We start from the raw sequence: 26,445 nt of genomic DNA, 5'->3' as shown, positions 1-26,445 counted from the left end.
TCACGGTAAAAGCATTTATGGTCTAATTAGACCCGCTTAATACCTTGGGATATTGCTTAAAGGTGTATTGCTTGACATCATCTACCAGCAGTCCTATAACGCTATTGCCTCATCGGGGTGTTCATACCCCAGTTAGGGGTATGACAATACAGGCCGAGGCCGACGGGTCTAGGTGTCAAGCTTGGCACCGGTGGTCTGAAAATGTCGATTCGACAAACTAACGGAGCTTTAAGTAATGGAAACAACTAACGCGATCCAACAGATTTACATCGGTCTTTTAGGCCGTGCTGCTGACCAAGAAGGCCTGCAGTACTGGACCGACGAAATCGAAGCTGGCACGCTGACGCTCGAGCAACTGCGCGCTAACATCGTTGAAGAGCAGCCGGAATACGAAGCAACTTTCGGCGGCCAAACCCGCGCACAAGTGGTTTCTCAGCTGTACGCTAACCTGTTCAACCGTGCTCCGGATTCCGAAGGCCTGCAGTACTGGGTAAACGGTGAAGGCGCAAGCGTTAACATCGACCAGCTGGTACTGGCTCTGGTTAACGGCGCAGCCGCTGCTGACAGCCTGGTACTGGACAACCGTACTGAAGTTGCCAACTACTACACCGAAGAGCAGGGTGCTGCAGGCTCCTTCGACGAAGAGCTGGCTGGCGCAGTTATTGCTGACGTTGACGGTACTCGTGCTTCTGTTGAACAAGCGAAAGCTTCTGTAGACAACGGTGACATTACTGCACCGACGCCGAACGAAGGCAATACTTTCACGCTCACTACAGCTACCGGCGAAAACATTGTTGGTACCGCTGACAACGACCAGTTCCGTGCAGTTCTAGATGCCGGTACACCTGCCAACGGCACGCTGAATACTGGTGACGTCATTAATGGTGCTGGTGGACAAGATACCCTGAACTTATTCGTTGTGGGTGCTGCTGGTTCTTCTACACTTGTTCCGGGTGGCGGCGAAATCAGCAACATCGAAACAGTCAACCTTGTCAAAGGTACTGGCGGCGATCTTTCAAACGGTGTTGATGCTAGCCAGTTTGCTGGTGCTACTCAGGTTTGGCAGAAGGGCTTTGCCGCTGCTGAGCTAGGCGACGTTACTAAAGTTGGCGCTGGCGTCACTGTTGGTATTGACGGTACTACCAATGCTGCGGCAACGACCGATATCGATTTGACAGCAGCCTTTACTAAGTCTACAGGCGCTTTCGCTCTGAGCGGTGTTGAAAACACTGGTGGTGCGGACTCTGATATTGTATTGACTGCCAACAGTGTTGGTACTGCAGCTGCAGACGCCACTAAGACTCTGACCGTTAACGGCGGCGTAACTGAAGATAACACTGGTGTGTTGGAGCTGATTGACGCTGTTGATGGCACTGTAGGTACTGACGTTGTTGAAACTCTGAACCTTGGCCTGACAGGCGAAGATATCACTGTTAATGCTGCTGAGATGACTAAACTGAAGTCTATCGACGCTTCAAGCTCTACTGCTGATATCACTACCACTGTTAACGCTGGTACTCTTAAGGATGTTACCTCCGTTAAGCTTGGTTCTGGTGCAGACGACCTGACCCTCAACGTTGACGCGAAAGACATGACCGTTGACTTGGGTGCTGGCAACGACGTCCTGACGACTGGCGCAACTGCTTCTGCTTCCAATGCTGCTGCCGAAATCACCTTGGGCGCTGGCAAAGACACAGTTGAAGTTGCATCCGCCCTGAACAACATTGTTGGTGCAGCATCTTTTGAAGATGGCAAAATTACTATTGCAGACTTCAAAATTGGCGAAGACACACTTGACTTTAAAGCCGCCGGAACCGCGACTCTGGTAACTCTGTCTTCTGCCCAGCTAGATACTGCAAATAGCGCTGCTTCTCTTCAAGATGCAATTGCCTCTGTAGACGCGCTACTTGGTTCTAATGGCGAAGCTGCCGTATTTAGCTACGACGGAAATGCTTACGTTTTCGTTGAGCAAAACACTGGAACCAACGGCCTGGCTGATGGCGATGGCCTAATTGAGTTGATGGGTGTCGACGCTGCTGCATTGAGCACAGATCAGAATGGCGGTCTGCTGGTTTAAGACACCAAGTCTTACGCTCCACTGAGCTTGCTCAGTGACCATGAACCCCCGGCCTCGGCTGGGGGTTTTTTATTCCATATTTTTCAAGGAGACCCCATGACCCAATGGATTGCACTCTCAAAAACTGACCACGCCGAATCGCTCTACTGGCCCCGTGACGGGTATCACTTTGCCAGCGACCAGCAAGTGGTGCCGATATTAGTAGCAGAACTCGGTAAGCTGTTACCGCATTACGCCCTGGGCTTTGTTAAAGAGAACGATGCCTATGCGCCGGTGGCTATCACCGGCTTGGGCAACGGAAGCCTTTACGTAGCGCCCAATGGCAAATGGCTGGGCAGCTATGTACCTGCGGCACTGCGGGGGTATCCCTTCCGTTTGGCCCAGCAAGACGATCAGACCATCCTCTGCGTAGATCAAGCGAACCTCACCGACGAACCCTCGGCCAAGCCGCTGTTTGACGATGAAGGTAATGTGGCAAAAACCGTGTCAGATACGCTGGAATTTCTAAAGCAGTGCGAACAAAGCCGCCAAGTGACGGCTGCCTGTGTGCAGAAGCTTGCAGACGCGGGGGTGATTGAAGAGTGGCCGTTGCAAATAGGTCGAGGCGAAGGGCAGGAGCCTTTGAAGGTCAACGGCCTACACCGTATTAGCGAACAAGCCCTGAACAGCCTGGATGCCGAGACCCTGCACGGTCTACGCGGTGGCCCGCTTTCATTGGCCTATGCTCAGATGCTCTCAACCCATCAGCTAGGCGAGCTGACCAAGCGTGCGGAAATGTTGGCGAAGGCGGGTGGCACAGAAGACGTGCCGGAGAACCTGGATAGCGTGTTTGATAGCGACGACGACGATTTGATGTTTGATTTTGATAGTTGAGGGCAGGTTGAGCGCGATAAAAGTCACGCTGATTGTGAGTAACGTTAATGCCGCTCCGTGCGGCGTTTTATGTTGTTAAAAACGGGATTGTAGTGCCAATGGCGTAACTGTCAGTCAACGCTTTACTGTGTTAGGTTGGCTTTGAAGTGGATTAATCATTGCGTCAATCAACAAAAAGGGAAGGCGTCATGGCAACGGCGGATATTCAGAAAGTTTACTTGGGCCTGCTCGGTCGTCCTGCGGACGCGGAAGGGCTGGCCTATTGGAATGAAGAAATCGAAAACGGCACCCTGACGCTGGAGCAACTGCGTGCCAACATCGTTAATGAGCAGCCCGAGTTTGCCGGCGGCCCAGGGCAACTGAGCCGTGCTGATTTCGTCACCCAGCTTTACGCCAATATGTTCGGCCGTGAGCCGGATGACGCCGCTGATTACTGGCTGACCGGGGACGGGGCGAGCGTCAATCTGGATCAGCTCGTCATGGCATTCACCGACGGTGCCTCTGAAGAAGACACCGTGGCATTGAACAACCGCGCCACGATTGCCCAGCAAATCACTGATGCGAACCTCGCATTGGAAGACGACGCAGCCACGTTGCTAGAAGGCGTTACCAACGATCCTGCTACTGTAACAGCTGCCAAGCAGGCGGTTGAAGAGCGGGCTAGCGGTGAAGAAGAATCCACCGGTGGTGGTGGTGGTGGTGGTGGTGGTGGCGGTTCTACCTCTAGTTACACGCTGGCTGACGCAGTAAAAGCCGATGATGGTAGTGGATTACCCACGACCTATAATGTTTCTGATATTGCTGATGCTGTGAAAACCTCTTTGTCGGTTCAAGAGGCGCGCATCATTACTAAGGCAAATAATTACGCAAACGAGTCTTTCAGCGTTGTTGATACGGTAACGAATCTGACCGGCGACCAAGGCGACCTGTCTGATGCAACGTCTGTCACCGTTCAACTGGCAACTGATGGCTCTGATGCTGACTTGTCTGGTGTTACTCTGGATGACGACGTTACTGCCATCGACCTGAACAGCCAGAATGCGACGCTCACTGTTGCTCAGGCTGGTCTGACGATCACGGCCAACGGTGGCACTTATGCAATCGAAGACAGCGTAACGAATCTGACCGGCGACCAAGGCGACCTGTCTGGTGCAACGTCTGTCACCGCTCAACTGGCAATTGATGGCTCTGATGCTGACTTGTCTGGCGTTACTCTGGATGATGACGTTGACACCATCGATCTGAATGGCCAGGCAGCGATGCTGAGCATTGAGCAGGCTGGTCTGACGCTGAGCGATAGTTCTGGTGACACTGCCTTGGCGGCTCGCGACATCACCATTGCTGATGCGTTTAACGCCACTGTCACTTACTCTGATCTGACAGCAGCTAACTTGGGTGTCAACTCTGTCACGCTAGACGATGTTGTAGACAGTGTAGCCACGATCGACTTTGCTGATGCTGGAGTTGTAAATGGTGCTGTAGGCACAGCCTTTGCGACTGACGATGCAATCACCGTCGAGGTTGATGTAACTAGTGGTAACGATATCACCACTTTGGATGCAAGCACGATTGGTGGCGCCTCGGTGACTATCGATGACACCACAGATAGCTACACGCTGTCTGCAGCGGACTACAACACTGCGTTTGTAACAAACGGACTGTCTACTTCAGCTGGCGACACCATCACCGTCAACGGCACGCCCTCAACTGATACCATCAACGCGTCTGATCAGGCGGCTAACTTTGTGCTGAATGGCCTTGATGGGGATAACGTCCTAACCGGCGGTAATGGCAATGATGTTCTTTCAGGTGGGCTTGGTAACGATACCTTGCGTGGTGGGCAAGGCAATGACAGTCTAACAGGGGGGGGGGGAGGCCAAAATATATTTGTCTTCGCCCAAGAAGATGTGTCAAGAGGGATAGACACTATTACCGATTTCACGACAGGTACTGACACTATTCTTGTTAATTTAAATGGTTCACATATCGACGGCTCGGTTTTCCAAACTTCCAATGGTCTTGGTTCAGGAAACCCTAATTTCAAAGCGGGCAATGTCGTGGTGGATACATGGACTGAAAACTCCACGGACTATTTATATGTCGCCGTAAAAGACTCTACTGGTGCCCAATTTACGAGTAGCGAGTCGTTTCGTATCGATATTGGTAACAACAGCAACTTCAAGCATTCTGATTTGTCTTTTGATCTCACCGGCACCGAAGGCAATGATGTGCTGATTGGTGGTGCTGGCGATGACATCATCAATGGCGGTGAGGGTGATGACATCATCACTGGTGGTGCGGGTGTCGATAAACTTACAGGTGGCTTAGGATTGGATACTTTCGTCAATGCAGATATTGCCAACGAAGGTAACGATCTAATCTACTCGTTCACAACGGACACTGATGGAGCTGGTGTTAATGAGGGTGCCGATACGCTTCAGTTCTCTGATGCTGATCTGACGAGTATCACAGGATTTGCAGATGCAGACCGTGCAACAGGTACCACCTTACTGCTTAACGACGGTTTTACCTCGGTTAAATTTATTACTGGGTCTGGTGCTGTTGCTGATGAGGCGTTTGCGACCTTTGCCTTCGATACCGATACTGGCGTTCTGACATTCGACGCTGACGGTACTGGTAGTGAAGAAGCAATCGAAATCGGTACCCTGTTTAGCGATGCAGGAACTACAGGAATTAGCGACCTAACAATAAATGATTTCAGCTTTGTTGCTTAATCCCACTCCCTGAGTGAAATGCCTATCACCGGATAGGTCAAAGGCCCCACAACCCGACTCCTTTGAGGCGGGTTTTTCGTTTATTTTCTAACCAAAATGCCACGAACTATTTAACTGTAGTTGTAGTGGCCAGAAATTAGATCAATCATTTTTTGATCAGTGTTAGGCCTTATGACCACTGATAGTTGGCCAGTATTTCTCTGTAACGGGTGTGCATAGCCCAATTAAGGTAGGCCTACCAGTAACTCACAGCGCACTTTGCCTGCTTTTTCTGAATGTCAGACACGGGGAAGCCTCGGCTACCAACGCCGATAGAAGGGATGTCTTCGCGCTATCTGTGGAGCGTTACGTGGCCCAACGGTAGCTGGAGTGCAAGCCGCCCAGCCACTTCTTGCGCACCAGTTTCCTTGGCATTTTGAAGAAGTCAGGATGGTTAGCCGCTGGGTGATGGCTCATGTCGGGCAAGATCGGTGGTTCCGCATAGTTGTCCTATGCTCAGATGCTCTCGACCCACCAACTGGGTGAATTGACCAAGCGTGCGGAAATGTTGGCGAAGGTTGGTAGTACCGATGAAGTGCCGGAGAACTTGGATAGCGTGTTTGATAGCGACGACGATGATTTGATGTTTGATTTTGATAGTTGAGAACCGCACCAAAAGCGTCAAAGTGAATCATTTTGGCGCTTTTGGTAGTAGGCTAGATTTTCTATCAAACGTTCGGCAGGTCGTTTTAAATTTTCTAAGTTATTCAAGTGGCTAGGCGATTAGCACATCAAACTTAGCAATAGTTACATTCTGTCACCGTTCGACTATTTAGTGACAGGATTTTTGGGTCGAAATAATGCAGATTGAATCATTTGGCAGCGTTTGCGAGACGTAGTCGATATAAGGCTGCTCACCGGGCGGTTCAATATGTTTATAAAGTGTTTTCTAAAGTAGGATATTTCGGATTTATTTGTAAGAGATCGCCTTTCCTTTGTAAGAAATAGCTTACATACAAAGGATAGTTTTTCCCGAAAAGTGACGATCGTCGTTAAAGATTTGACCAAAATACCTGAATATCTATTTTACCTTGTGCTACTCCCTAATAGGTCGGTTTGCTTAGCAGGCTTAGTCTTGCTAATTTTATTTTTTAGTACTTAAAGTAAAACTGAACTAAATAATTAAGGGAATGCTAATGGCAACTGCCGATATTCAAAAAATTTATCTGGGTCTTCTTGGTCGTCCTGCGGATGCAGAAGGGCTGGCGTATTGGAATGAACAGATTGAAAACGGCACGCTGACGCTGGAGCAGCTGCGCGCCAATATCGTCAATGAACAGCCCGAGTTTGCCGAAGGCCCAGGGCAAATGAGCCGCGCCGACTTTGTTGCTCAACTGTACGTTAAAATGTTTGGCCGCGAGCCGGATGAGCAGGCGGAATACTGGCTAACAGGCGACGGTGCCAACGTCAATCTAGACCAGCTAGTGTTTGCTTTCACCGATGGTGCTTCTGAGGAAGATACCGCAGCACTGAACAACCGCGCTGCTGTTGCTCAACGTATCACTGACGAAGGTTTAGCGCTGGAAGATGACGTAGAGACATTGCTGGAAGGCGTCACCAACGACCCTGATACCGTGACAGCTGCTGAGCAAGCGGTAGAAGATCGTGTTAACGGTGAAACAGAAGACGCGCCTAGCACTGGTGGCGGCGGTGGTGGGGGGACGCCCACCTACACTCTTGCTGAGGCACTCGCGCTCAGTTCATTGCCAGACGATTACAATATAAGAATACAAGACGACAAGGAAAAATTTCTATCCGTCGACTTTACTGGCGAAAGCGCTTTTGTGAATCTTTCTTCGGCGGTTACAGAGAGTGAGCGCGCTCTTGATATCTTAAAAGGTGCTCTTAATCTACCAAAAGACAACCCGCTGGAGTCTACCGGTGATGAGAAGTTTGACACTCTTCTTCAGGCACTTTTTGTATATGATGTTGCACTAAACAAAGAGACAGGCGCACTGGCAAATCCTCCAGCTAATGGAACTATCAGTGTTGCAGAGGGTTTGGCTGCATTCTACGCACAAAATATTGATCAAAGCATCGTAAAATCGGGCGGTGATGTGGTCAAAACTGACCTCGGTACAGCTTTGGGGTTATTTACGCTCAAGGATTCCACCGATGCAATTTTTGAAATTGCGTCAAACCGTGCGGCTCTTGAAAGCGACGTTGCTGCGATCATTCAGGCGGTTGATATTGTTGAGCCTAATGACCATTTGTCAGTTGCTCAAGTACAGACACTTCAATCAACAGTCAGTGGAACTCAAGTGACGCTGAACTATAAAATTCTCGATAGCTTGGGGAATGTATTTTGGTATGGCTCAGATGAAAATTATGACCATGCCGTAGTGCCTCAGGTAGTAGAAGCCCAGGATGCATCTTCCATTACACTAATCGAGAGTGAGTTGGATATTTCTAGCCTCAAGGTTGTGGAAGGTGAATGGGCCGCCCCTACCACGCTCGATTTATCCCAGGTCAGCACTATTGGTAACATTACTGTTAGGGTTGCCGACTTAGCGAATGATACTTGGGGTAATAAGACAGACCTGGGAGACGCTACCACTGCCATAACTCGTAAGTCAGACCAGACTATTAAGCTGCCTTCCTTAGATAAAATTGGGGGCAATATTGCTCTGGAGAACATGACGATTGCATCAACCGGCGGCTACTCCCATAGCCCTGTGCAGAACGATGTGGTTGATATCACGTCTTGGAATCTTCAAGGCGAGTCTGATTTGGTAGATCTAATCACCCAGATTAGTATTGAGGAGGGGGAGGGTCTCACGGCAGAGACAGGAGGCCTTAATTACGTCGACCTTGTGATCAGTTTCGACAAAGATGATGACGGGACGGCTGATTTTGACCTTGCTTTAGCGAACCTCGTTAGTAAGAACGTCTACAACAAAATGCTCGCGGCGCTGGACACAGTAGCCGATACAGAGAACACCTTGGGTGGAGAGCCTCTCGATTCCACTCTGGACTTAGTTGAGTGGCTAGAGGCGAGTACGGATAATATAATTGAGGCTGGTAGCTTTGCTACTACACATGGTTTTGCTGATATGACCAAACAAGTGGTTAGTACTGACGCAATCACAGCGATCGTGGGCTTGATGGTTGACGAAGGGAACGTCGTTATCCAAGCCCCAGAAGTAACATAATCCCTCTATCTCTACCCCCACAACCCGCCTCCTTTGAGGCGGGTTATTCGTTCACTTTTTAACCAAAATGCCACGAACTATTTGTCACTCTAGTAACAGTTCTTGAGCGTTAAAAAAGCAATTTGCGTCATTTGGTGAGGGTGCACCTCCTTGCACCAGAAAGTAGAGCTAGGTGATGCAGCCGGTGGTCGTAGGTATTGCAGCGAGTTTTCGGATGATGGCTTCTGTCGTGCAGGATCATTGGCTGCGCATCGTTGGCTATGCTCAGATGCTCTCGACCCACCAACTGGGTGAATTGACCAAGTGTGCGGAAATGTTGGCGAAGGTTAGTAGTACCGATGAAGTACCGGAGAACCTGGACGAGCTGTTTGGGGAAGGGGATGATGATTTGATGTTTGATTTTGATAGTTGAGTCATGATCTAGTATCTCTAATATAATGGATCATCACCGCTAAATAAGGAATTGACATCATGGATATACAAATCGATATCACTCAGGACTTCACCATCGATAAGCTGCGTCAGCTGATTGCATCTCGCAACGATGACCGAGATCGGCAGCTGAGAGTGTCGCATGATGGCATCATTTATATTGAAGATAATCCGCATCAACATGACCTTTCAGATACTTACTTCGCCTTCGGAGTTTGGAACGAAGGCGAGGGCTATGTGGGCGCTGCTGCCGCGCAAGATGATGATCATATTGGACGTGTTTTCAATGCTATCCAGGCTAATTGGCCGAAGCGGAAAGCACCGTACAAAGTGGTTGATACTGTTTGAAGGTATGGTACGTCAGCTTAGCCATCCCTCTATTGGATGGCTGAGTTTGAGGAGTAGTAGCGCAGCGGTAATCACCCCAAAGTCACCACTTAATTCCTCCTAATTCCTTCGGTAAAGACAAACCTTTCAGCTCGCGTTATCCCACTGTTATTTAGCCTACCGGCGTACGTTTTGCTGCGTTCCTATGTTCCGCAACAGAAACGTTGTGCGACAAAGCGGATAAATATGTAAGCCATGGCTGAAAATTTTGTCAGTAATATCTTACAAGACGACTCACATCCCTTTGCGCACGCTAATAGCAAGCCATTACCACTTTTATTAATGGAGAGGCTCGCTATCCCGATATATCTATTTTTGCTAACGTACAGAGTTGCTTAACTCAAAAAACTACACAAGAGAAAGCTTCATGCTGCAAAAATTAGAAAATATTTATCTGGGGATTCTTCGCGGTGTTGTCCTGATTATTTCAGGTGGGTTGTTGCTTGGTGCTATCTTCTTCGGCATCAACGCCCTGAAAATTGTGGGTGGACCACCCTCATTTTCTCCCTATGTCCCATCGATCGAACCGCAAACCTCTAATAAGCAATACCTGATTGCGCAATACCAGATTCCGGAAGACACCCATGATGAGCCGGTGGATAACAGCGCTACCTCATCAAACAAGGCTGCCTCATCAACTGAGCCGACATGGGAAGACCCGCTGCAATCGCAGTATGAGGAAGTTGCTAATATGATTGATAGATTCGTGACCGAGGTAACCGGTGAAACGAATGGGGTCAATATGGAGTTTGTGATCAACCATGTACGCAATCGTGCAGAGGCCTACGGTGCTTATCGTCACACCCAAGCGTATGCTAACGATATTGTGCCTTACGTGCGTAATATGCTGGAAGACGAACATGTGATCGAGGTGGCTAACAACCAAAATGTCTTTGATATTAGCCATGATGTTCTAGACGGTTTCGACCAACAGTTTGAACAAGCCCTGAGCGCCGAAGAGCGCCGTCGTAGTCAAGCTCAACGCCAGCATGCACAAGATACAGTCGAAGGGATGCAAAGTCTTTATGTGGCAGGCGGTACCTTTGGCGCGTTTTTATTAATCGTTTTCCTGTCCATCTTTATTAAGATAGAGCGTAATCTTCGCCACCTGGCCGATTTACCCACAGAGCGTAAAAAAGCGTCTTGAAGAAGCGTTATCTGATTTCTAATTAGTCGTGAGTAATGAGGTGATGAAAGCAGGCGGCGGAACAGCCTTGCCTGTTTTTATTTTGTGTTTATACACTGAATCGCCCAGGTTTCATAGACACCTCCAGGCCTTATACTAAAGGTATCTAGGAGGATCCATGAGCCGTCCCCGTTACACTGAAGAATTCAAAATCGAAGCCGTTAAGCAGGTGGTAGAGCGTGGCCATCGAGTTGCCGAGGTCGCTGAGCGTTTAGGCGTGTCAGGCCACAGCTTGTACCACTGGATCAAGCGCTACGATAAGCCGGTAGAACAACGGCAAGAAGATGATGATCTCCAAGCTGAAAATCGTCGTTTGAAGGCTGAACTAAAACGCGTGTCAGAAGAGCGAGATATATTAAAAAAGGCCACCGCGTACTTCGCCAGGGAGTCCGACTGAGGTACGCGTTTATTCAAAAGCATGCGGGGCAATATCCGGTACGTCGCTTGTGCCGCATGATGGCCGTGCACCCTAGCGGCTACTACGCATGGTGCAAAAAAGCACTGTCTAATCGAGACCGGGGTGATCAGCGTCTCTTGGGATTGATCAAGCATGCGTGGCTTGAAAGCGGCGGTGTATATGGCTATCGCAAGGTCTATCAGGATTTGCGTGAGGCTGGCGAAGCCTGCGGTAAGCACCGAGTGGCCCGCCTGATGCGGAGGGAAGGTTTACGCTCTCAGACCGGCTATCGACGACGCCCTGGCTGCTATGGCGGTGGAAAACCGGCCATCGTATCACCTAACCATTTAGACCGTCAGTTTGAAGTAACAGCGCCAAATATTGCTTGGGTGACGGATATTACGTACATCCGAACGTACGAAGGCTGGCTTTATTTAGCGGTGGTTATCGACCTGTTTTCTCGTCAAGTGGTTGGCTGGTCGATGAAGTCACGTATGACCACGGAGTTAGTGCTGGATGCTTTATTGTCGGCAGTTTGGCGACGCAAGCCGCAAGGAACTGTGATGGTACATTCGGATCAAGGAAGCCAGTTTAGCAGTGGAGACTGGCAAAGCTTTCTGAAAGCTAATCACCTGGTGGGCAGCATGAGCCGACGAGGTAACTGTCATGACAACGCCGTTGCTGAAAGCTTCTTTCAACTCCTCAAGCGAGAGCGAATCAAGCGACAAATTTATTCGACACGCGAAGCGGCTAGACGCGACGTGTTCAATTACATTGAAATGTTCTACAACCCAAAGCGCCGCCACGGCACAAGTGATAACTTGTCACCGGTTGAGTATGAAAGGCGTTACTTTAAGAGCCTAACGGGTGTCTAGAATATCCGGGGCGATTCAGAAGTCGTTGCCCTGCTGGATGAAGACGCTTATGTGTTCACAGACGAAGAGGGCATGACGCAGCTGCTAGAGCTGGATGCCAGCTTCAATACGACACTCGCCCCGTTACACGAAGACTACGAGGATCGTGTCGTTCGGCTGGTGACGCAAAGTAGTGCACCCAACGTGGAGGTTTATGTCGCCAGTGCGCTTGATGTGGCCATCTCCAAGCTCGGTCGTTTTGGCGACCGCGACCAGCACGATATTCAGGCGCTGCTTCAGCTTCCTCAAATTGATATTGGCGAATTCGAACGATTGGCTCGGGAAGCGATCAGCTACTATGTAGGCGACGAGACCCGTATATTGGGCAATCTGAATGTGGTACTAGACGAATATCACCACAGCGAGGGCTAGTTATGGCAGTTTCCTTCACACGTAAACGGTTGTACCGGGTCGGCTCGCGCCCACTTGAGTTCGCTGTAGATGACGCGAAGCAGCTTGCTGAAGCCGTCTGGTTTCGTGGCTATCGCCCTACACAGGCGGAACTGGAAAGTCTGTGTGGCGTGATGCCTCGCGAGGACTTCCAACGAACACTCTGCGTGCTTGAGCTGCTTAGCCAGTACCCGGTATGTCGCCGTGATACCGCACGACATCTGCAACAGCTCACCAGGTATTTCCACCAGCAACTGCTGGGAAGCGACGACACTCCCACCCAGGGGCGATATTCTCCCAGCAAGCGATGGGGACTGAGCGATGCCACCGCTCCACTGCGCAAAGCGTTGCTTCCTTTGCAGACTCGAACTTATGCGGATGCAACCGGGCATCGTCACGGGTTGAGTGCTTAATGAACCAAGTTCTGGATAATGCCCACCTGCTTTGATTCGGGGCTGAAATCAACCTGGATCAGCTCAACAGTGTGGTGGAGGATAAAGATATGTTGGCAGAGAATTTAGAGAATTGGGCGCAGCAAGAGCGGCAAGCAGAGCGGCAAAAGGTTTTGCAGGAAACTGAGCAGCGAGTAAAGGATGCTGAACAACGTGCCTTAGAAAGCAAGCGCAACGCGGCCCGCAAGCTGATCGCGCTTACTGAAATGAATGATCAATTAATAGCAGAGATTGAAGAACTGCCCGTCGAGGAAGTCGAAAAGCTGCGTGCTGAGACCCAGCACTGATCCTGCATTAATTCCAGTAACCCCCGCCACACGTACAAAAAAGGGCAGCCACCGAATGGGGCTGCCCTTGTCGTATCTGCTTGTTTTTTGCTGCCTAATACACTCCCTACGTAATAGCCGCTTTCATGCCAGCAGAAGCACGTTCGGGCGCTGTAGTGGGCGTTGGGTATCGCGTGTTGTGGTAAAATGAAAACATTGAAATAGGAGCGCGCATGGCCAGCAAAATTCATAACCGCCACGATCACAGCTATAAGCTGATGTTTTCGCATAAACAAATGGTGCGGGACTTGCTCACCGGTTTCGTCAATGAAGCCTGGGTGGAGCAGCTGGATTTTAATCAGATGGAACAGGTCAGCGGCACCTATATCACCGATGAGCTGCGGGACCGTGAAGATGACATGATTTGGCGGATATGGTGGCGAGACCGCTGGCTGTACGTTTATCTTCTCCTAGAGTTTCAGTCTTCGGAAGATAAGCACATGGCCGTGCGCATCATGAGCTACCTGGGGCTGCTGTATCAGGATCTGATTCGTCAGGACGCTTTTACGCCGAGCGGCAAGCTGCCACCTGTATTGCCCATCGTGCTCTATAATGGAGAAAAGCGCTGGACAGCGGCACAAAACATTGCAGATTTGGTCGAACCAGTACCGGGTGGTTTAGAGCGTTATCGTCCCAATCTGAGCTATTTGTTGCTGGATGAAGGAGCGATTGTTGATGCGCCGGGGTGGTCAGACGAAATGCACAATATCGTGGCAGCGATATTTCGTATTGAGAAGCACCGCAATGAAAGCGATGTATCGGAAGCGATGGGGCATCTGGCTGAGTGGTTAAATGGCCCAGAACAAGCGAGTTTGCGGCGGGCGATTATTATTTGGTTCTATCGCGTGTTCTTGCCAAACCGTGCCCCAGGGCTTGAGTTTCCCGAGGTTAGCGATTTCACCAATTTGCATGAGGTACACGACATGCTAGCAGAACGAATCAAAAAGTGGCCTGAGCAGTGGGAAGAAAGAGGTCGTCAGATAGGCGAGAAACTAGGTATCGAAAAGGGTGAGAAACTAGGTATTGAGAAAGGGCGTCAAGAAGCCGAGCAGCGTGCGTTGGAAAGCAAGCGCAATGCGGCCCGCAAGCTGATTGCACTGACCGAAATGAATGACCAGCTGATTGCAGAGATTGAAGAACTGCCCGTCGAGGAAGTCGAAAAGCTGCGTGCCGAGACCCAACACTGATCCCGCATTAATTCCTGACAATTCCCTGTAATGGCCAGAAATTGAATAGGTTGTTTGCAGGCATTCTTCGCCCCGTCCCCCCTGCAAGGAATTGACGGTTTGTATCACTGAGGTAAAAACTCGATGACTGATTTCACAATGGGGGAGAAAGACTGGATAGAGGGATGGTTAGAAGGACGGTTCATCTCTTCTGTCAGAATAGTGTTATCCAGTATCAATGTTCTATCCGTTGACGATGAACAACTTGCTCAGGCTCTTGGTCTACCTGAGGCGTTCGTTAGGGCAGTGAAAGACGTTTATTCCCTAGGCGTGACCGATCCTGAAAAGATTGTTGAGCAGATTGATATTGAGTCAGATGACTTTGTGAGTTGGCGAGAAGCGTCCGTGCGACGCGGTGTTGAGGTCTATATCCAGCGTGTTTGCGAGAAGCGATTTGGAGAACTGCCGGATTGGGTTTTTGATAAGCTAAGGAATGCTCGAAACGAGGAGCTACAAAAATGGCTTTATGGTTCACAAAAATATCGTTATTTAGAGGAGATATTTTTGGGATTTGAACTGGGGCAGCAAATCCTTCAGGTGCCCCCCGAGCATTGGGAAGAGCGCTCTTTTAACAAGGGGATGCGAAGTACGTTGCGTGTCCAGCTCCATGAAAAATTTGGTGATCTTCCCCTTTGGGTTGATGAGGCGGTGTGTAGGTTGAAATATGATCAGCTGCTTCGGCTGAGCCGCGATATTTTGAGCGCTGACAGCATCGAGTGTTTGTTATCCGAGAAGAGGTAAGGCATGGGCAATTATAATTATAGTGCTTCGCTTTCCGACCCTGATATTCCAGATACGCTTACAAAAGAGCAGGTAATGATGCTGTTGGACAGAGTCATCAAGGAAGCATTTTTTGAATTATACGAGCGAGCATTTGGCGCACCAGATGATGCTACTACGGCGAAAGTAGAGAAGGCCGACCTTCTTACAGGTTCCTCGCAATGGCACTTCTGCAGCGCATTCCCTAGCCCTAGGGTGTGCTATTATCCGCTGCTTTCATGCCCTGGTCAGGTTGTTCATTATGCTGAGTCATCTTGCTTCTCGTGAAGAGCGGGTGCGCTGTTTTATCAGCGGTGCTGTTTTCCTATTGGGTGCTCTTGCCCTGGCGGTTCCTTCAGGTTACTCCATTGGCGCTGCTTTGCTGGTGCTTGCCAGTGCGGTGTGGGTTCGTTCTGCTGTTCCGCTTTCTGCTCAAGATCGTTGGGTCATTGTCGCGCTGGTTACTTACGGCGTTGTCGTCGGCGGACTGTCGATGATTGACCATGGTGCTAAAGGGTTTGATCGCCCGGTGCGATTTTTGCTGGCGGTGCCGGTTTTGCTACTTGTGCTGCGTTTTCCACCGCGCCAGGCGTGGTTGTGGGCTGGGTTAGCCAGCGGGGCTATTAGCGCGGGCAGTTGGGGCATGTGGCAGAAACTGGTAGAAGGCGCAGAGCGTGCGACCGGTCATTTGCAGGTTATCCAGTTTGGTAACTTGAGCATGTTAATGGGCGTGCTGTGTTTTGCGGGGCTGGGCTGGGCGGTGGTTCAGCGTCAACGGTTTTGGTGGGTAGGGTTGCTGTTAATCGGTGGGCTGTTTGGCATGATTGGGTCGCTGATGTCGGGTAGTCGAGGGGGATGGATTGGGCTGCCGGTGATCGCTTTTGTCCTTTATCGCGGTTATGGCCGCCACTTGGCAACCTCCGTGAAATTGGCCGCCGTGGGTTTAATGCTGGCCATCGTGACGACGGTATATTTACTGCCGCAAACCGGTGTGCAGCACCGAGTTCAAGCGGCAGTTAGTGACATTAGCCTGTATGTGTCGGGCGGCGAGCGGAATACCTCACTGGGCTTGCGTTTTGAAATGTGGCGCGGCGCAGCGCAGCTGATTAGCGAACGGCCGCTGCTTGGCTGGGGGGAGACGGGCTACTACGATGGGCAGGTGGCGCTGGCCGAGAAGGGGGTTGTAACGCAGATGGTCACGTTGTTTGACCATGCGCATAACGAGTTTATTGATGTGTTAGCGAAACAGGGGCTGGTGGGGCTAGCCGCGCTGTTGCTGCTCTATATGGCGCCGCTAAAAGTCTTTGCCCCTGGATTGTTGCATCCAGATCTTAATGTTCGGGCATTGGCGGTGGCGGGTACGCTTCTGCCCGTGGCGTACATCGATTTTGGGTTATCGCAAACCTTTTTAGCCCACAATAGTGGGGCCATGTTTTACGCCTTTTGGCTGGCCGTGCTGTGGGGTAGTTACAGTGCTTCCTGCCGGAAGCACAGCGTTAAACCAAGCGCAGGCGTCTAAACGTCACCAGCCACCTTGGCCCTCTAACAAACTGCGGGTGTTGTTGTTCAGGGGCAGCCTAAAATCAGCGCTGCCTAGCACCATGGCATCTCCCGCTCTCACTACCCGGGCGCTAACATAGAGGTAATCCTGCCCTTGGGCATAGGTGCCCATCAGGATAGAGCGCGCATTGTGTTGGGCGCTTAAGCGCTGAACCTGGCGGGATAAAATCAGTTCGCCGACGCTCTCTTCAATAAACATGCTGTCGCGCATTTTGACTTCGCGCACCTGCATGCCTTCTCTCGCTAGGGCAGAGGCCATAAGCTCAGAGCTAATTCGTCCAAACGTTGAGGATTGGCTGAGATTGTCGATGCTGACAAACGTCGCCGCGATCATCGGGCTGTAACGGGTGATCTCTGGGTTGCTGGCCACCATTTGGCTAGCGGCGGTGTGGACTAGCTCGGCAAGGTCAGGCTCAGGCGGTGGTGCCTGGGTGTTAGTGTTGCCAAAGTTAGCGCACCCTGCCAGTAACAGCGTGGTCACTATCAGCATTAAAGGGCAGGTGCGGCGCGCTAAATCGCGCCCAAAAAAGGCTGTGGAAGTTAAAAACATAGCGTTACCAATTATCGGTGATGGAAACAGAGGGCGTAACAGGCGCTTGAGGAACGCGATGCGGGGCATAGTGGCGGCGATCTCCCGCATTGATGTAGTAGATATTGGAGGAGGAGTAGAGGATCTGATCTTCCTCAACAATTTGCGTGGTCACGATAATTTCTTCGTTGCCGGTATGGGTCCAGCTGCCGCTTGTGGTGTCTGCTAAAACGCCGGCAGGAATGAGTCCTAAGGCAGGTTCGCTCCACTGGTTAAACGGGATAGTGGCCACCGCGACCCCTGCCGTTAATGCAGTAAAGGCGCCAACGGGCGGGCGGATAAACCCGCGATCCCGGTGCTCGACGACTTCCACATCAATTTGGATGGTGGCGCCACCTGCGCGGGGCTGAGTGGTCACACTGCCCCCTCGGGAAACCAGCTCGCTGGTCAGCAGTGTGCGAAAGCCACGCTCGAATTCGCCGCCGCTGTAGGCGCTGAGATAGGCGTGCTCTTTAGCGGGAATGTGTAAATCTCTGAAACGCACACGCTCGCTACGCAAAATACCGTTGGCTTCATGCCGGGCAAGCACTTCCCAATGGTGAGCCGCCTGCATGCGCTGCTGCTCTGTGTAGGGGTAGGTGGTGGCGACCGGCGCCTGTGAGGTATTGGCATAAAAACAGCCGCTGAGCATTAGGCCGGCAAGCCCTACGCTAACAGGGCGTAAAAAACGAAGGTTAGAGGATGAAATAAAACGAATACGCACCTGATAGTTCCTTCTCGCTACAAAACGGCTTTTGGTAGACTAGTCTGCCACGCTTAGTCTATATCGGCCATGAGGTTAAAAACTTAATGAGTAATTGCCCGAATGCTTGAAGATCACCGCGCTGGGCCACGTCATGATTCGCTGCTTACTGCCTATTCAGATGATGATAGCAATAGCGGTTGGATGATTAGCTACATCGATATAATGACGTTACTAGTGGCGCTCTTCGTGATTATTATTGCTGGAGCAGGGGTCACTAGCCCAACGTGGAAGCCGCAAGAAGACGCGCTAGAGCCACGTTACGACGCCTTGCCCATGCTGGATATACCGTTGCCTACCGAGCTTGCCGGTGTGCGCCCGCCGCGCGAAGGCTTCTATATCGCTCCCACCCGCCCTGGCGAGCTGAATCAGATGGCTATCAGCGCTGCGTTAGGCGTGGCTGGATTACCGGAGCGCCGTTCAATCGCGGAGGTGCCCCCCTTACTGGCGCGTGTGGTGGCAGAGCCCGCACCCGCCCCGCCTGAAGCGCCCACGATTGAGACGCTACTTGGGACAGCATTGTCTGAGACAGTATCGCCTGAGACAGTATCGCCTGAAAGTGTGCTGAATAAGAGTGTATTGCCGCGCCCGCTGTTAGCGACGAGCGAGCAGGCGGTGTCGCCGTTTGCCGATTACATGGTGCTGTTGACCGATCGCCCGCCGGTGAATGTACAAGAGGTAGACGAGATTGTTAGCCATGCGCTGGCGCTGGATGAGTCGTTAGACGAGCGGGTAGAAACGTCCCCCTACTTGCCCAACTTAGAAGGCGTTGAAGTGTCGCGCGTTGCTGAAGGTATTAGCCTGCGTGTGCAAGATCGGCTGCTGTTTCCATCAGCGGCAGCGGAGCTTTCAGAAGGCGGCTCTTCACTTGTCGGCAGCCTGTTAGACACCATCCAGCGTTACGATGGCGAGGTGTGGGTGGAGGGACACTCAGATAGTCAGACGATTAATACCCCTGAGTTTTCATCCAACTGGGCGCTCTCCAGCGCACGCGCCATTGCCATCGTAGAAGCACTTGAAGCGGCAGGTGTAGATCCGCAGCGTTTGCGTGCGGTAGGGCTTGCGGCAACGCAGCCGCTGGAAGATAACAGCACCGCAGAAGGGCGTTCACGCAATCGCCGTGTCGAGGTGGTTATTCACGTCGAGTAGCGTTTACCTGAGTAATGCTTGCAAAAAAAAGCCCGCCGGGGGAGGCGGGCATTAAAGGGCTTGGCTCACTGCAGCTCACTGGCATCAGGTGAGGGGGTGTACAGAGGTGCCAGTGAGTACAATGTCAGTATAGCTATTTGGGGTGCTTTGCCAAGGGTTTGTGCAAATATTTTCGTCTTTTTTTAATTTTGGTAGCAGTCGCTTGACGCTTAACGGCAGCGTTTTCTGCACCTTGTTGGTGCGAACCGCCTGCCTTTTAGTGGTGCTTACGCATCTCTAGCTGTTTTTTTGTTCCTATCTATTTGTTTTCGAAAGCTTGTATTTGTTTGGCATATAACCTGCTTTGTTTGTTTATCGACGCATAGCCAAAGGTGATGTTATGTCTAAACAGGCCAGCGCTCCTTCAACACCGGGGGCATTGCCGCACCACGTATCCCCTGCGATGGACCCAGCACCGCAGCCACGCCTGGTAGTAACAGACCTTGATGGCTCGCTGCTGGATCATCATACCTACGACTTTTCCCCAGCGGCCCCTTGGCTAGCACGCCTTAAACAGCTGGGCGTGCCGGTGATACCGGTTTCCAGCAAAACCCGCGCTGAACTGATCCCCCTTCGTGAATTACTTGGCCTAACGGCAACCCCGTTTGTTGCTGAAAATGGCGCCGTTATTGGCTTGCCGCCTGGCTGGTGCCATGCCCGTTTAGACCGTCCAGGCAGCGCTCGGGATGGGGTAGTCGTTAAACACACGGGGGTGGATGTGGGATTTATTGGTGCTCGGCTCAAAATATGGCGAGAACGGTTGGGCCTTCGTTTCACCCGCATGAGTGAACTTAATACGCAGCAAATCATGCAGTTAACCGGGCTGGACGAGACGCGGGCCAGGGCGGCTCAGCAGCGGGAGGGAAGCGAGCCGCTGATTTGGCAGGATGATGAGAAAGCGCTTGAGGCGTTTCGTCGTGCGCTGGCGGGCGACGGCCTTGAGCTGACCCAAGGCGGGCGTTTTTGGCATGTGATGGGGCGCGCCTCTGATAAAGGCAGTGCCGTCGCGTGGTTGATTAAACGCTTCAGCGCGCTTAGGGGGAGTGCGCCGATTGCGCTGGGGCTTGGTGATGGCCCAAACGATATCAGCATGTTGGAGGCGGTGGATCAGGCCGTGGTGATCAGAGGGTGCCATGGCTTGGAGGTATCGCCGCAAAGTGGCGCGTTATACCGCACCGAGGCAACCGGACCATTAGGCTGGGCGGAAGGGGTAGCCCATTGGTGGGGGCGAGATAACCGCCGTGTAACGGCGGTGCCAGCCTGTGATGCTGTGCATGAGCAGCATGACGTCAACGCGTATGGCCAATAAGCCAAGGAGGCTTGCTACATGAGTGATTTTCATCAAAATGGCTTGATTACCGATTTCCACAACTTAACGCGCCGTTCAGTTGACGCGCTTGAGCAAGAGCTCTGCCAGTTTGCTAAGCGCCGCCCCATGGGGTTGATCTTGCCATCGCTGTTTTCAGAGTTAGAGGGGCCAGCGCTGTCTGCGATTGTCGATGAATTAGTTAAAGTGCCCTATCTCAACGAAGTGGTGATTGGCCTAGATCGCGCCGACCGCGACCAGTTTTTATATGCTCGGGAGTTTTTTTCGCGCCTTCCTCAACATACCCGCATTTTGTGGAACGATGGCCCGCGGTTACGGGCGCTAGATGCCGAGCTGGAGAGCCATGGGTTAGGCGCATTGGAGCCGGGCAAGGGGCGTAATGTCTGGTATTGCGCAGGCTATATCTTATCCTCAGGGCGCTCATCGGTGGTGGGGTTGCATGACTGCGATATTCTCACCTATGACCGCAGCCTGCTGGCACGCCTTATGTACCCCGTTGCTCATCCACGGTTCAACTATAGTTTTTGTAAAGGCTATTATCCGCGTATTGCTGAAGGGAAACTAAACGGGCGAGTCTCAAGGCTGATGGTGACGCCGCTTATACGTGCTCTTAAAACGGTGTGCGGGCCACTGCCTTATTTAGATTACTTAGATAGCTTCCGCTACCCGCTTTCTGGCGAGTTCGCTATGCGCAGTGAGGTACTGGAAGGCATACGCATACCGGCAGACTGGGGGTTGGAAATTGGCGTGCTTTCCGAGTTACAGCGCAACTACGCGCCACGGCAGCTGTGCCAGGTCGATATTGCCGATGCCTATGATCATAAACACCAGCCGGTGAGCGAAGACGACCCTAATGGTGGCCTTAACCGTATGAGTCTGGATATCGCCAAGGCGCTGTATCGCAAGCTCGCCACCCACGGAGTGAGCTTTAGTAGCGAGGATTTCCGCACGCTTAAAGCCACCTATTACCGCTATGCCTTAGACCTCATCGAAGCCTATGACCACGATGCCACCATGAACGGTTTGAGCCTGGACCGGCACTGTGAAGAGCAGGCCGTTGAACTGTTTGCCAGCAACCTGTTAGAAGCAGGTAACCTGTTTTTAGAAAACCCTCGGGAGCGCCCGTTTATACCCAGCTGGAACCGTGTTCAAGCCGCGGTCCCCGATTTGCTAACGCGCATGCACGAAGCAGTAGAGCTGGATAACCAAGGAAAGGTGTAGCGGCTTCGCTGTTTGGAACCCTGCTTATGGCAGGGTTTTTTTTGTATATGTCTCCAGTGTCTCACGTGCTGCCAATCACACGAGGGGTTAACAGTGGCGTTAATAAAGTGTTTTAAATGCCATAAAGGTATAAACATATAACCATATATGGTCTATAGTGGGTGTATAGCAGCATCAAAAACCACCGACGTGAGGCCCTGTATGCAACGCCCAATTGTCACCCCCTTTTTTGATGAGCCCACCAATACGTTTAGCTACGTGGTGCAAGACCCCGATAGCGCTGCCTGTGCGATTGTCGACTCTGTGCTGGATTTTGATTATGCCGCTGGGCAGACGGACGTGCGTTCAGCCAATGAGATTATGGGTTTTATCCGCGATCACGGCTTAACGGTTGCGTGGATTCTGGAAACCCATGTACATGCCGATCACCTCTCTGCAGCGCCCTATTTACACCAGCAGCTAGGCGGTAAAACCGGTATTGGCGCGCACATCGTTGAGGTTCAGGAGATCTTTGGCAAAGCGTTTAATGCAGGTACGGAATTTGCCCGCGATGGCAGCCAGTTCGATGCGCTGTTTAATGAAGGGGATACCTTTACGATCGGCGGCTTGCAAGGCCATGTACTTCACACACCAGGGCACACGCCCGCTTGCTTAACGTATGTCATAGGCGATGCGGCTTTTGTGGGCGATACGCTGTTTATGCCCGATTACGGCACCGCACGGTGTGATTTCCCGGGTGGCGATGCCCGCACCCTTTACCGTTCGATTCAAAAAGTGCTGGCCCTGCCGGAGCAGACACGGCTGTTTTTATGCCACGACTACAAAGCGCCAGGACGCGATACCTACCAACACGAAACCAGCGTGGCAGAACAGCGCGCCGCTAACGTGCATGTGCATGAAGGCATTAGCGAAGACGCATTTGTCAAAATGCGCTCTGAACGTGATGCCACGCTGGGCATGCCGAAGCTCATTATACCGTCGGTGCAGGTCAATATGCGGGCCGGTGAAATGCCGCCTGCAGAAGATAACGGGCAGGTGTATTTAAAAGTCCCCATTAATCGTTTTTAAGCGTTTTTATCTGAAGGAAAGGAGCTATTAATGAAAGCTAACGTAGGCGGTATCGATAAAGTGGCGCGCATTGTGTTGGGTGCCGTACTGATTGGGCTAGCGCTGACCGGTACAGTAGGCGCCTGGGGCTGGATTGGCGTTGTACCTCTGGCAACCGGGCTGTTTAATTTTTGCCCGCTTTATCCGCTGCTGGGCATCTCGACGTGTAAAACCAAGCGTTAACACGACTTTTAGCCTGTCGGCACGTTACATCAACAGCATTTTTGGGAGTACTCCGTGGACTGGACAGCGAGTCTGCAAGGGTTAGTGGGGGGCGTTTTAATTGGCCTCTCTGCCGTATGGCTGATGGGGTCGCTTGGGCGCATTGCGGGCATTAGCGGCATCATTGGCACGTTAATTACTCAGCCGCCGAAAGGCGACAGCGCCTGGCGGCTGGCATTTCTGGCGGGCTTGGTGAGTGGCCCGTTAGTGGTGATGGCCTTAGGTGGCGGGCTTGGCAATGTGGCGAGTGCCCCCGGCGCGGTGATTGGCGAGCCAGCCGGCGGTGTGCCGCTAATGCTGCTGGCCGGGCTGTTAGTCGGGTTAGGCACCGGCATTGGCAGCGGCTGCACAAGCGGGCACGGCGTTTGCGGCTTAGCGCGTTTGGCGCCGCGCTCCATCGCCGCGACGGGGCTGTTTCTTGTGACGGCTATTGTGACCGTTTATATCGTGCGCCACATTTTGGGAGGTGGCGTATGAGCGGGACTGTTAGCGCAAATGCGGTTAAAACGGCGGCAGGTTATCTGGCGGGGCTGCTGTTCGGGCTTGGTTTAGCCATATCGGGCATGACCGACCCTGCGCGGGTATTAGGGTTTCTGGATGTTGCAGGCGCCTGGGACCCCACGTTGATGTTTGTGCTAGGCGGCGCGGTGGTGACCACCTTTATCGGCTACCGGCTGGTGTATGCCCGTGGCACTCCGCTGTTCAGCAACGCCTTCCAGTTGCCTAGTAAGCAGGATTTAGATGCCAAGCTGCTGGGCGGTGCGGCGCTCTTTGGGATTGGTTGGGGGCTTTCTGGCTACTGCCCTGGCCCGGCGATTGCTTCGGTGGGTGGTTTGTCGTTACCACTGCTCGCTATGTTAGTCACCATGGTGGTGGGGTGGATGATAGCGAAGCGCATTTAGCCTGGCGTTTAACGCAGGTCACTTTGCTATTCGCTCTATTAGCCGATGGATGACGTTTTCACCCTTACTTTCACAGTAGGGGTGTTTTTATTGATACGGGTCATGCATGTGGCTCGGCGCTTAACGCTGGGTTAATGCGCGTTTGCCATGCTGGCCTGACTGTAGAAGGAAACCGCTATGCATGTCCTACTCATTGAAGATGACCCGTTGGTGGCCTCGGGTATTCGCTCGGGCTTGATGATGTACGATTTTGTCGTCGATCACGTCTCTTCGATGAAGGCCGCGCGCCAGGCTATGCAGTCTGTCGAGAGCGATGTGGTCATCCTGGATCGCGGGCTGCCCGATGGCGACGGGATGCAGCTCGTTCACGCGTGGCGAGAGCAAGGGGTTACCCTACCGATTCTTATTCTAACCGCTCGGGATGCCGTGCGTGACCGGGTGGATGGGCTTCAATGCGGCGCTGATGACTACCTGGTAAAGCCGTTTGATCTTGATGAATTAGTGGCGCGCTTGCACGCGTTGCTGCGCCGTGTGTCAGGGCGCAGCCAAGGATTGACCGTTCATGGGGCGTTAACCCTCGATCCGGCATCGCGCGAGGTGAGCGTTGCCGGGCAGAAAGTGGCGCTTTCCCGGCGTGAGCTGGTGCTGCTGGAAGCGTTTTTACACTCGCCACGCAGCGTGCTGTCGGCAGACCAGTTAAAAGATAGCCTGTACGGTTTAAACGATGACGTAGAGAGCAATGCGCTAAATGTGCATATCCATCACCTTCGCCGCAAGCTCGGCAGCGGTGTGATTGAAACGGTGCGTGGCCTGGGGTATCGGCTTGGCAAACCTGAGGCGGTGCATCTACCCGGCACTCCCCATAAGGGGCAGCAATGAGTTTACGTGCCCGCTTATTGCTGACCCTAGGCTTAACCCTGGTGGTGCTATGGGGCGTGGCGGCGGCTTGGTTACTGAATGACCTTGAAGAAAAGTTTGTAGAAACCCTTGATCAGCGTTTGGCCCAGTCGGCGCGTATGGTCGCGGGGTTAGTCCTCCAACTGCCGGAGGAGGTGTGGGCGCAGAGTGCAACAGCGGCACTTTCGATTCCGCCGATTGAAGGCTTGGCCTGTCAGGTGCACTCACCGCAAGGCAGTATCATTGCCCGCACTCATGCCGACCTTGAGGCGGTTCTCTCACCCGGCGCTAGGGGGCATACCTACCGCCAAGAGGGCGATACCACCTGGCGGGTGTTTACCTACGAGCGTGGTGATTTAGTCATCACCACCGCCGACCGTATGGATGAGCGCGATAAGCTGCTCAGTGATGTTATCCGCGTGGCGGTGGTGCCCTTTATTGTTGCTTCGATAGGCAGTTTTATTGCGCTCTGGGTGGGGGTGTGGCGCGGGCTGCTGCCATTAGCGCGCCTGCGAGCGGCGCTGGCTAGTCGTCATCCTGAGGCGCTGGCGCCAGTTTCCACTTATGGTGTACCCAAAGAGATCAAACCCCTCATTGATACGCTGAATGGGCTACTCACCCGTGTGCAGTACACCCTGGTGCGCGAGCAACGCTTCACCAATGACGCCGCCCATGAGCTGCGTACCCCGTTAACCGCCATTAAAACCCACCTGCAAGTTGCCCAGCGCGCCCAAGGGGAAGCGGCTGAAGCGTCGCTGCGTCACGCTGAAGCAGGGGTAGTGCGGCTGGCGCATACGCTGGACCAGCTGCTGACGTTGGCGCGCGTGGAAGGGCGAATGCGCTTTGACGATGGCGAGCCGAGCCAGGTGGCCGACATTGTTGAATATGCGATAGCCGACTGCGTAGCAGCACCAGGCCAGTGCCAGCCGCCGCAGACACTTCCCCCCGTATGCCTAGCGATGCCCCGAGAGCTTGCCATCACGGCGCTGCGTAACCTGTTGGATAACGCGCTGCATCACGGCCCGCGTGGTGCGCCGGTGGCGTTAGCCGTGAACAGCGGGGATGGCCAAGTGACGTTTAGCGTTTATGACCAGGGGCCGGGGGTGGATGAGGCAACACTAAAGCAGCTCACCCAGCGGTTTTGGCGAGCTAGCAAGCAGCAGGGCAGTGGCTTAGGGCTTGCCATTGTGGAGGCCATTGCTGAGCGCTTTGGCGGCAGTGTGGCCTTCGAAAATATTAAAGAAGGCGGTTTTAGCGCGCACTTAACGGTGCCAACGGTGACGTCAAACACCTAAAAACAGCGAAAAACGTCAGGCGAGCGCGTTAATGAAGGCGTGGTAATGAA

General features: G+C 52.4%; 27 protein-coding genes. 25 read left to right on the top strand and 2 right to left on the bottom strand.

Features of this window, described 5'->3' with window-relative positions; all coding sequences use genetic code 11:
• Nucleotides 1–235: 235 nt before the first annotated feature.
• The 16 genes from LG301_RS10760 to LG301_RS10685 all read left to right on the top strand — a co-directional run bounded on the left by LG301_RS10760 (nucleotide 236) and on the right by LG301_RS10685 (nucleotide 16,864).
• Nucleotides 236–2,077 carry a DUF4214 domain-containing protein gene (locus LG301_RS10760; protein WP_404471163.1) on the top strand — a complete coding sequence of 614 codons (1,842 nt, stop codon included), beginning with the start codon at nucleotides 236–238 and terminating at the stop codon, nucleotides 2,075–2,077.
• A 96-nt stretch (nucleotides 2,078–2,173) separates the two neighbouring features.
• Nucleotides 2,174–2,950: a SapC family protein gene (locus LG301_RS10755; RefSeq protein WP_404471162.1), complete on the top strand. Its 777-nt coding sequence runs from the start codon at nucleotides 2,174–2,176 to the stop codon at nucleotides 2,948–2,950.
• 188 nt (nucleotides 2,951–3,138) lie between these two features.
• Nucleotides 3,139–5,685, top strand: coding sequence for a beta strand repeat-containing protein (locus tag LG301_RS10750; protein ID WP_404471161.1), 2,547 nt, complete (start codon nucleotides 3,139–3,141; stop codon nucleotides 5,683–5,685).
• Nucleotides 5,686–6,169: 484 nt separating this feature from the next.
• Nucleotides 6,170–6,328, top strand: coding sequence for a hypothetical protein (locus tag LG301_RS10745; RefSeq protein WP_404471160.1), 159 nt, complete (start codon nucleotides 6,170–6,172; stop codon nucleotides 6,326–6,328).
• Nucleotides 6,329–6,860: 532 nt separating this feature from the next.
• On the top strand, nucleotides 6,861–8,876 hold the full coding sequence (locus LG301_RS10740; RefSeq protein ID WP_404471158.1) for a hypothetical protein: 2,016 nt from the start codon (nucleotides 6,861–6,863) through the stop codon (nucleotides 8,874–8,876).
• Between the two features lie 214 nt (nucleotides 8,877–9,090).
• Nucleotides 9,091–9,288, top strand: a complete 198-nt coding sequence (locus LG301_RS10735) for a hypothetical protein (protein ID WP_404471157.1) — start codon at nucleotides 9,091–9,093, stop codon at nucleotides 9,286–9,288.
• 59 nt (nucleotides 9,289–9,347) lie between these two features.
• The gene (locus LG301_RS10730) at nucleotides 9,348–9,656 is read left to right on the top strand and encodes a hypothetical protein (RefSeq protein WP_404471156.1); all 309 of its coding nucleotides are present in this window, start codon (nucleotides 9,348–9,350) and stop codon (nucleotides 9,654–9,656) included.
• A gap of 406 nt (nucleotides 9,657–10,062) precedes the next feature.
• A complete protein-coding gene (locus LG301_RS10725; RefSeq protein ID WP_404471154.1) occupies nucleotides 10,063–10,842 on the top strand; it encodes a hypothetical protein in 780 nt (259 codons plus the stop codon).
• A gap of 157 nt (nucleotides 10,843–10,999) precedes the next feature.
• Nucleotides 11,000–12,153, top strand: a protein-coding gene (locus tag LG301_RS10720; RefSeq protein WP_404471153.1) for an IS3 family transposase whose coding sequence is annotated in 2 segments (ribosomal slippage) — nucleotides 11,000–11,243 and nucleotides 11,243–12,153 — 1,155 coding nt in all. Because the reading frame shifts where the segments join, the coding sequence is not laid out codon by codon here.
• Between the two features lie 72 nt (nucleotides 12,154–12,225).
• A complete protein-coding gene (locus LG301_RS10715; protein WP_404471152.1) occupies nucleotides 12,226–12,564 on the top strand; it encodes a DUF6036 family nucleotidyltransferase in 339 nt (112 codons plus the stop codon).
• 2 nt (nucleotides 12,565–12,566) lie between these two features.
• Nucleotides 12,567–12,995 carry a hypothetical protein gene (locus LG301_RS10710; RefSeq protein WP_404471151.1) on the top strand — a complete coding sequence of 143 codons (429 nt, stop codon included), beginning with the start codon at nucleotides 12,567–12,569 and terminating at the stop codon, nucleotides 12,993–12,995.
• Nucleotides 12,996–13,084: 89 nt separating this feature from the next.
• A complete protein-coding gene (locus LG301_RS10705; RefSeq protein WP_404471150.1) occupies nucleotides 13,085–13,321 on the top strand; it encodes a hypothetical protein in 237 nt (78 codons plus the stop codon).
• A 212-nt stretch (nucleotides 13,322–13,533) separates the two neighbouring features.
• Nucleotides 13,534–14,547 carry an Rpn family recombination-promoting nuclease/putative transposase gene (locus tag LG301_RS10700; protein ID WP_404471149.1) on the top strand — a complete coding sequence of 338 codons (1,014 nt, stop codon included), beginning with the start codon at nucleotides 13,534–13,536 and terminating at the stop codon, nucleotides 14,545–14,547.
• A 123-nt stretch (nucleotides 14,548–14,670) separates the two neighbouring features.
• Nucleotides 14,671–15,327, top strand: coding sequence for a hypothetical protein (locus LG301_RS10695; RefSeq protein ID WP_404471148.1), 657 nt, complete (start codon nucleotides 14,671–14,673; stop codon nucleotides 15,325–15,327).
• 3 nt (nucleotides 15,328–15,330) lie between these two features.
• On the top strand, nucleotides 15,331–15,633 hold the full coding sequence (locus tag LG301_RS10690; RefSeq protein ID WP_404471147.1) for a hypothetical protein: 303 nt from the start codon (nucleotides 15,331–15,333) through the stop codon (nucleotides 15,631–15,633).
• Nucleotides 15,608–16,864 carry an O-antigen ligase family protein gene (locus tag LG301_RS10685; protein WP_404471146.1) on the top strand — a complete coding sequence of 419 codons (1,257 nt, stop codon included), beginning with the start codon at nucleotides 15,608–15,610 and terminating at the stop codon, nucleotides 16,862–16,864. The genes LG301_RS10690 and LG301_RS10685 overlap by 26 nt, the downstream gene beginning before the upstream one ends.
• Before the next feature lie 3 nt (nucleotides 16,865–16,867).
• Here the strand turns inward: LG301_RS10685 and LG301_RS10680 are convergent, their stop codons facing one another.
• Both LG301_RS10680 and LG301_RS10675 read right to left on the bottom strand, forming a co-directional pair.
• Complete coding sequence (locus LG301_RS10680; RefSeq protein WP_404471145.1) at nucleotides 16,868–17,455, bottom strand: FlgO family outer membrane protein; 588 nt, start codon at nucleotides 17,453–17,455, stop codon at nucleotides 16,868–16,870.
• A gap of 4 nt (nucleotides 17,456–17,459) precedes the next feature.
• Nucleotides 17,460–18,197: a hypothetical protein gene (locus LG301_RS10675; RefSeq protein WP_404471144.1), complete on the bottom strand. Its 738-nt coding sequence runs from the start codon at nucleotides 18,195–18,197 to the stop codon at nucleotides 17,460–17,462.
• Between the two features lie 102 nt (nucleotides 18,198–18,299).
• Here LG301_RS10675 and LG301_RS10670 point away from each other — a divergent pair, with 102 nt between their 5' ends.
• The 9 genes from LG301_RS10670 to LG301_RS10630 all read left to right on the top strand — a co-directional run bounded on the left by LG301_RS10670 (nucleotide 18,300) and on the right by LG301_RS10630 (nucleotide 26,395).
• Nucleotides 18,300–19,385 carry an OmpA family protein gene (locus tag LG301_RS10670; RefSeq protein ID WP_404471143.1) on the top strand — a complete coding sequence of 362 codons (1,086 nt, stop codon included), beginning with the start codon at nucleotides 18,300–18,302 and terminating at the stop codon, nucleotides 19,383–19,385.
• Between the two features lie 379 nt (nucleotides 19,386–19,764).
• On the top strand, nucleotides 19,765–20,733 hold the full coding sequence (locus LG301_RS10665; protein WP_404471142.1) for an HAD-IIB family hydrolase: 969 nt from the start codon (nucleotides 19,765–19,767) through the stop codon (nucleotides 20,731–20,733).
• Between the two features lie 18 nt (nucleotides 20,734–20,751).
• Nucleotides 20,752–21,972: a glycosyl transferase gene (locus LG301_RS10660; protein WP_404471141.1), complete on the top strand. Its 1,221-nt coding sequence runs from the start codon at nucleotides 20,752–20,754 to the stop codon at nucleotides 21,970–21,972.
• A 201-nt stretch (nucleotides 21,973–22,173) separates the two neighbouring features.
• Nucleotides 22,174–23,040, top strand: coding sequence for an MBL fold metallo-hydrolase (locus tag LG301_RS10655; protein ID WP_404471140.1), 867 nt, complete (start codon nucleotides 22,174–22,176; stop codon nucleotides 23,038–23,040).
• A 30-nt stretch (nucleotides 23,041–23,070) separates the two neighbouring features.
• Nucleotides 23,071–23,262, top strand: a complete 192-nt coding sequence (locus LG301_RS10650; RefSeq protein WP_404471139.1) for a DUF2892 domain-containing protein — start codon at nucleotides 23,071–23,073, stop codon at nucleotides 23,260–23,262.
• Between the two features lie 54 nt (nucleotides 23,263–23,316).
• The gene (locus tag LG301_RS10645) at nucleotides 23,317–23,778 is read left to right on the top strand and encodes a YeeE/YedE family protein (RefSeq protein ID WP_404471138.1); all 462 of its coding nucleotides are present in this window, start codon (nucleotides 23,317–23,319) and stop codon (nucleotides 23,776–23,778) included.
• Nucleotides 23,775–24,203, top strand: coding sequence for a DUF6691 family protein (locus LG301_RS10640; RefSeq protein WP_404471137.1), 429 nt, complete (start codon nucleotides 23,775–23,777; stop codon nucleotides 24,201–24,203). The genes LG301_RS10645 and LG301_RS10640 overlap by 4 nt, the downstream gene beginning before the upstream one ends.
• Before the next feature lie 177 nt (nucleotides 24,204–24,380).
• Entirely contained in the window at nucleotides 24,381–25,082 is a 702-nt protein-coding gene (locus LG301_RS10635; RefSeq protein WP_404471136.1) for a response regulator, read from the top strand.
• Nucleotides 25,079–26,395 (top strand): ATP-binding protein, encoded by a 1,317-nt coding sequence (locus tag LG301_RS10630; protein ID WP_404471135.1) that lies wholly within the window; start codon nucleotides 25,079–25,081, stop codon nucleotides 26,393–26,395. The genes LG301_RS10635 and LG301_RS10630 overlap by 4 nt, the downstream gene beginning before the upstream one ends.
• Nucleotides 26,396–26,445 lie beyond the last annotated feature (50 nt).

The organism is Vreelandella venusta (assembly GCF_044809155.1).
In the GTDB taxonomy this organism is placed as follows: Bacteria; Pseudomonadota; Gammaproteobacteria; order Pseudomonadales; family Halomonadaceae; genus Vreelandella; species Vreelandella venusta_B.
Note: the sequence above shows the minus strand (reverse complement) of the source record. Positions and strands in the feature narration are given on the sequence as shown.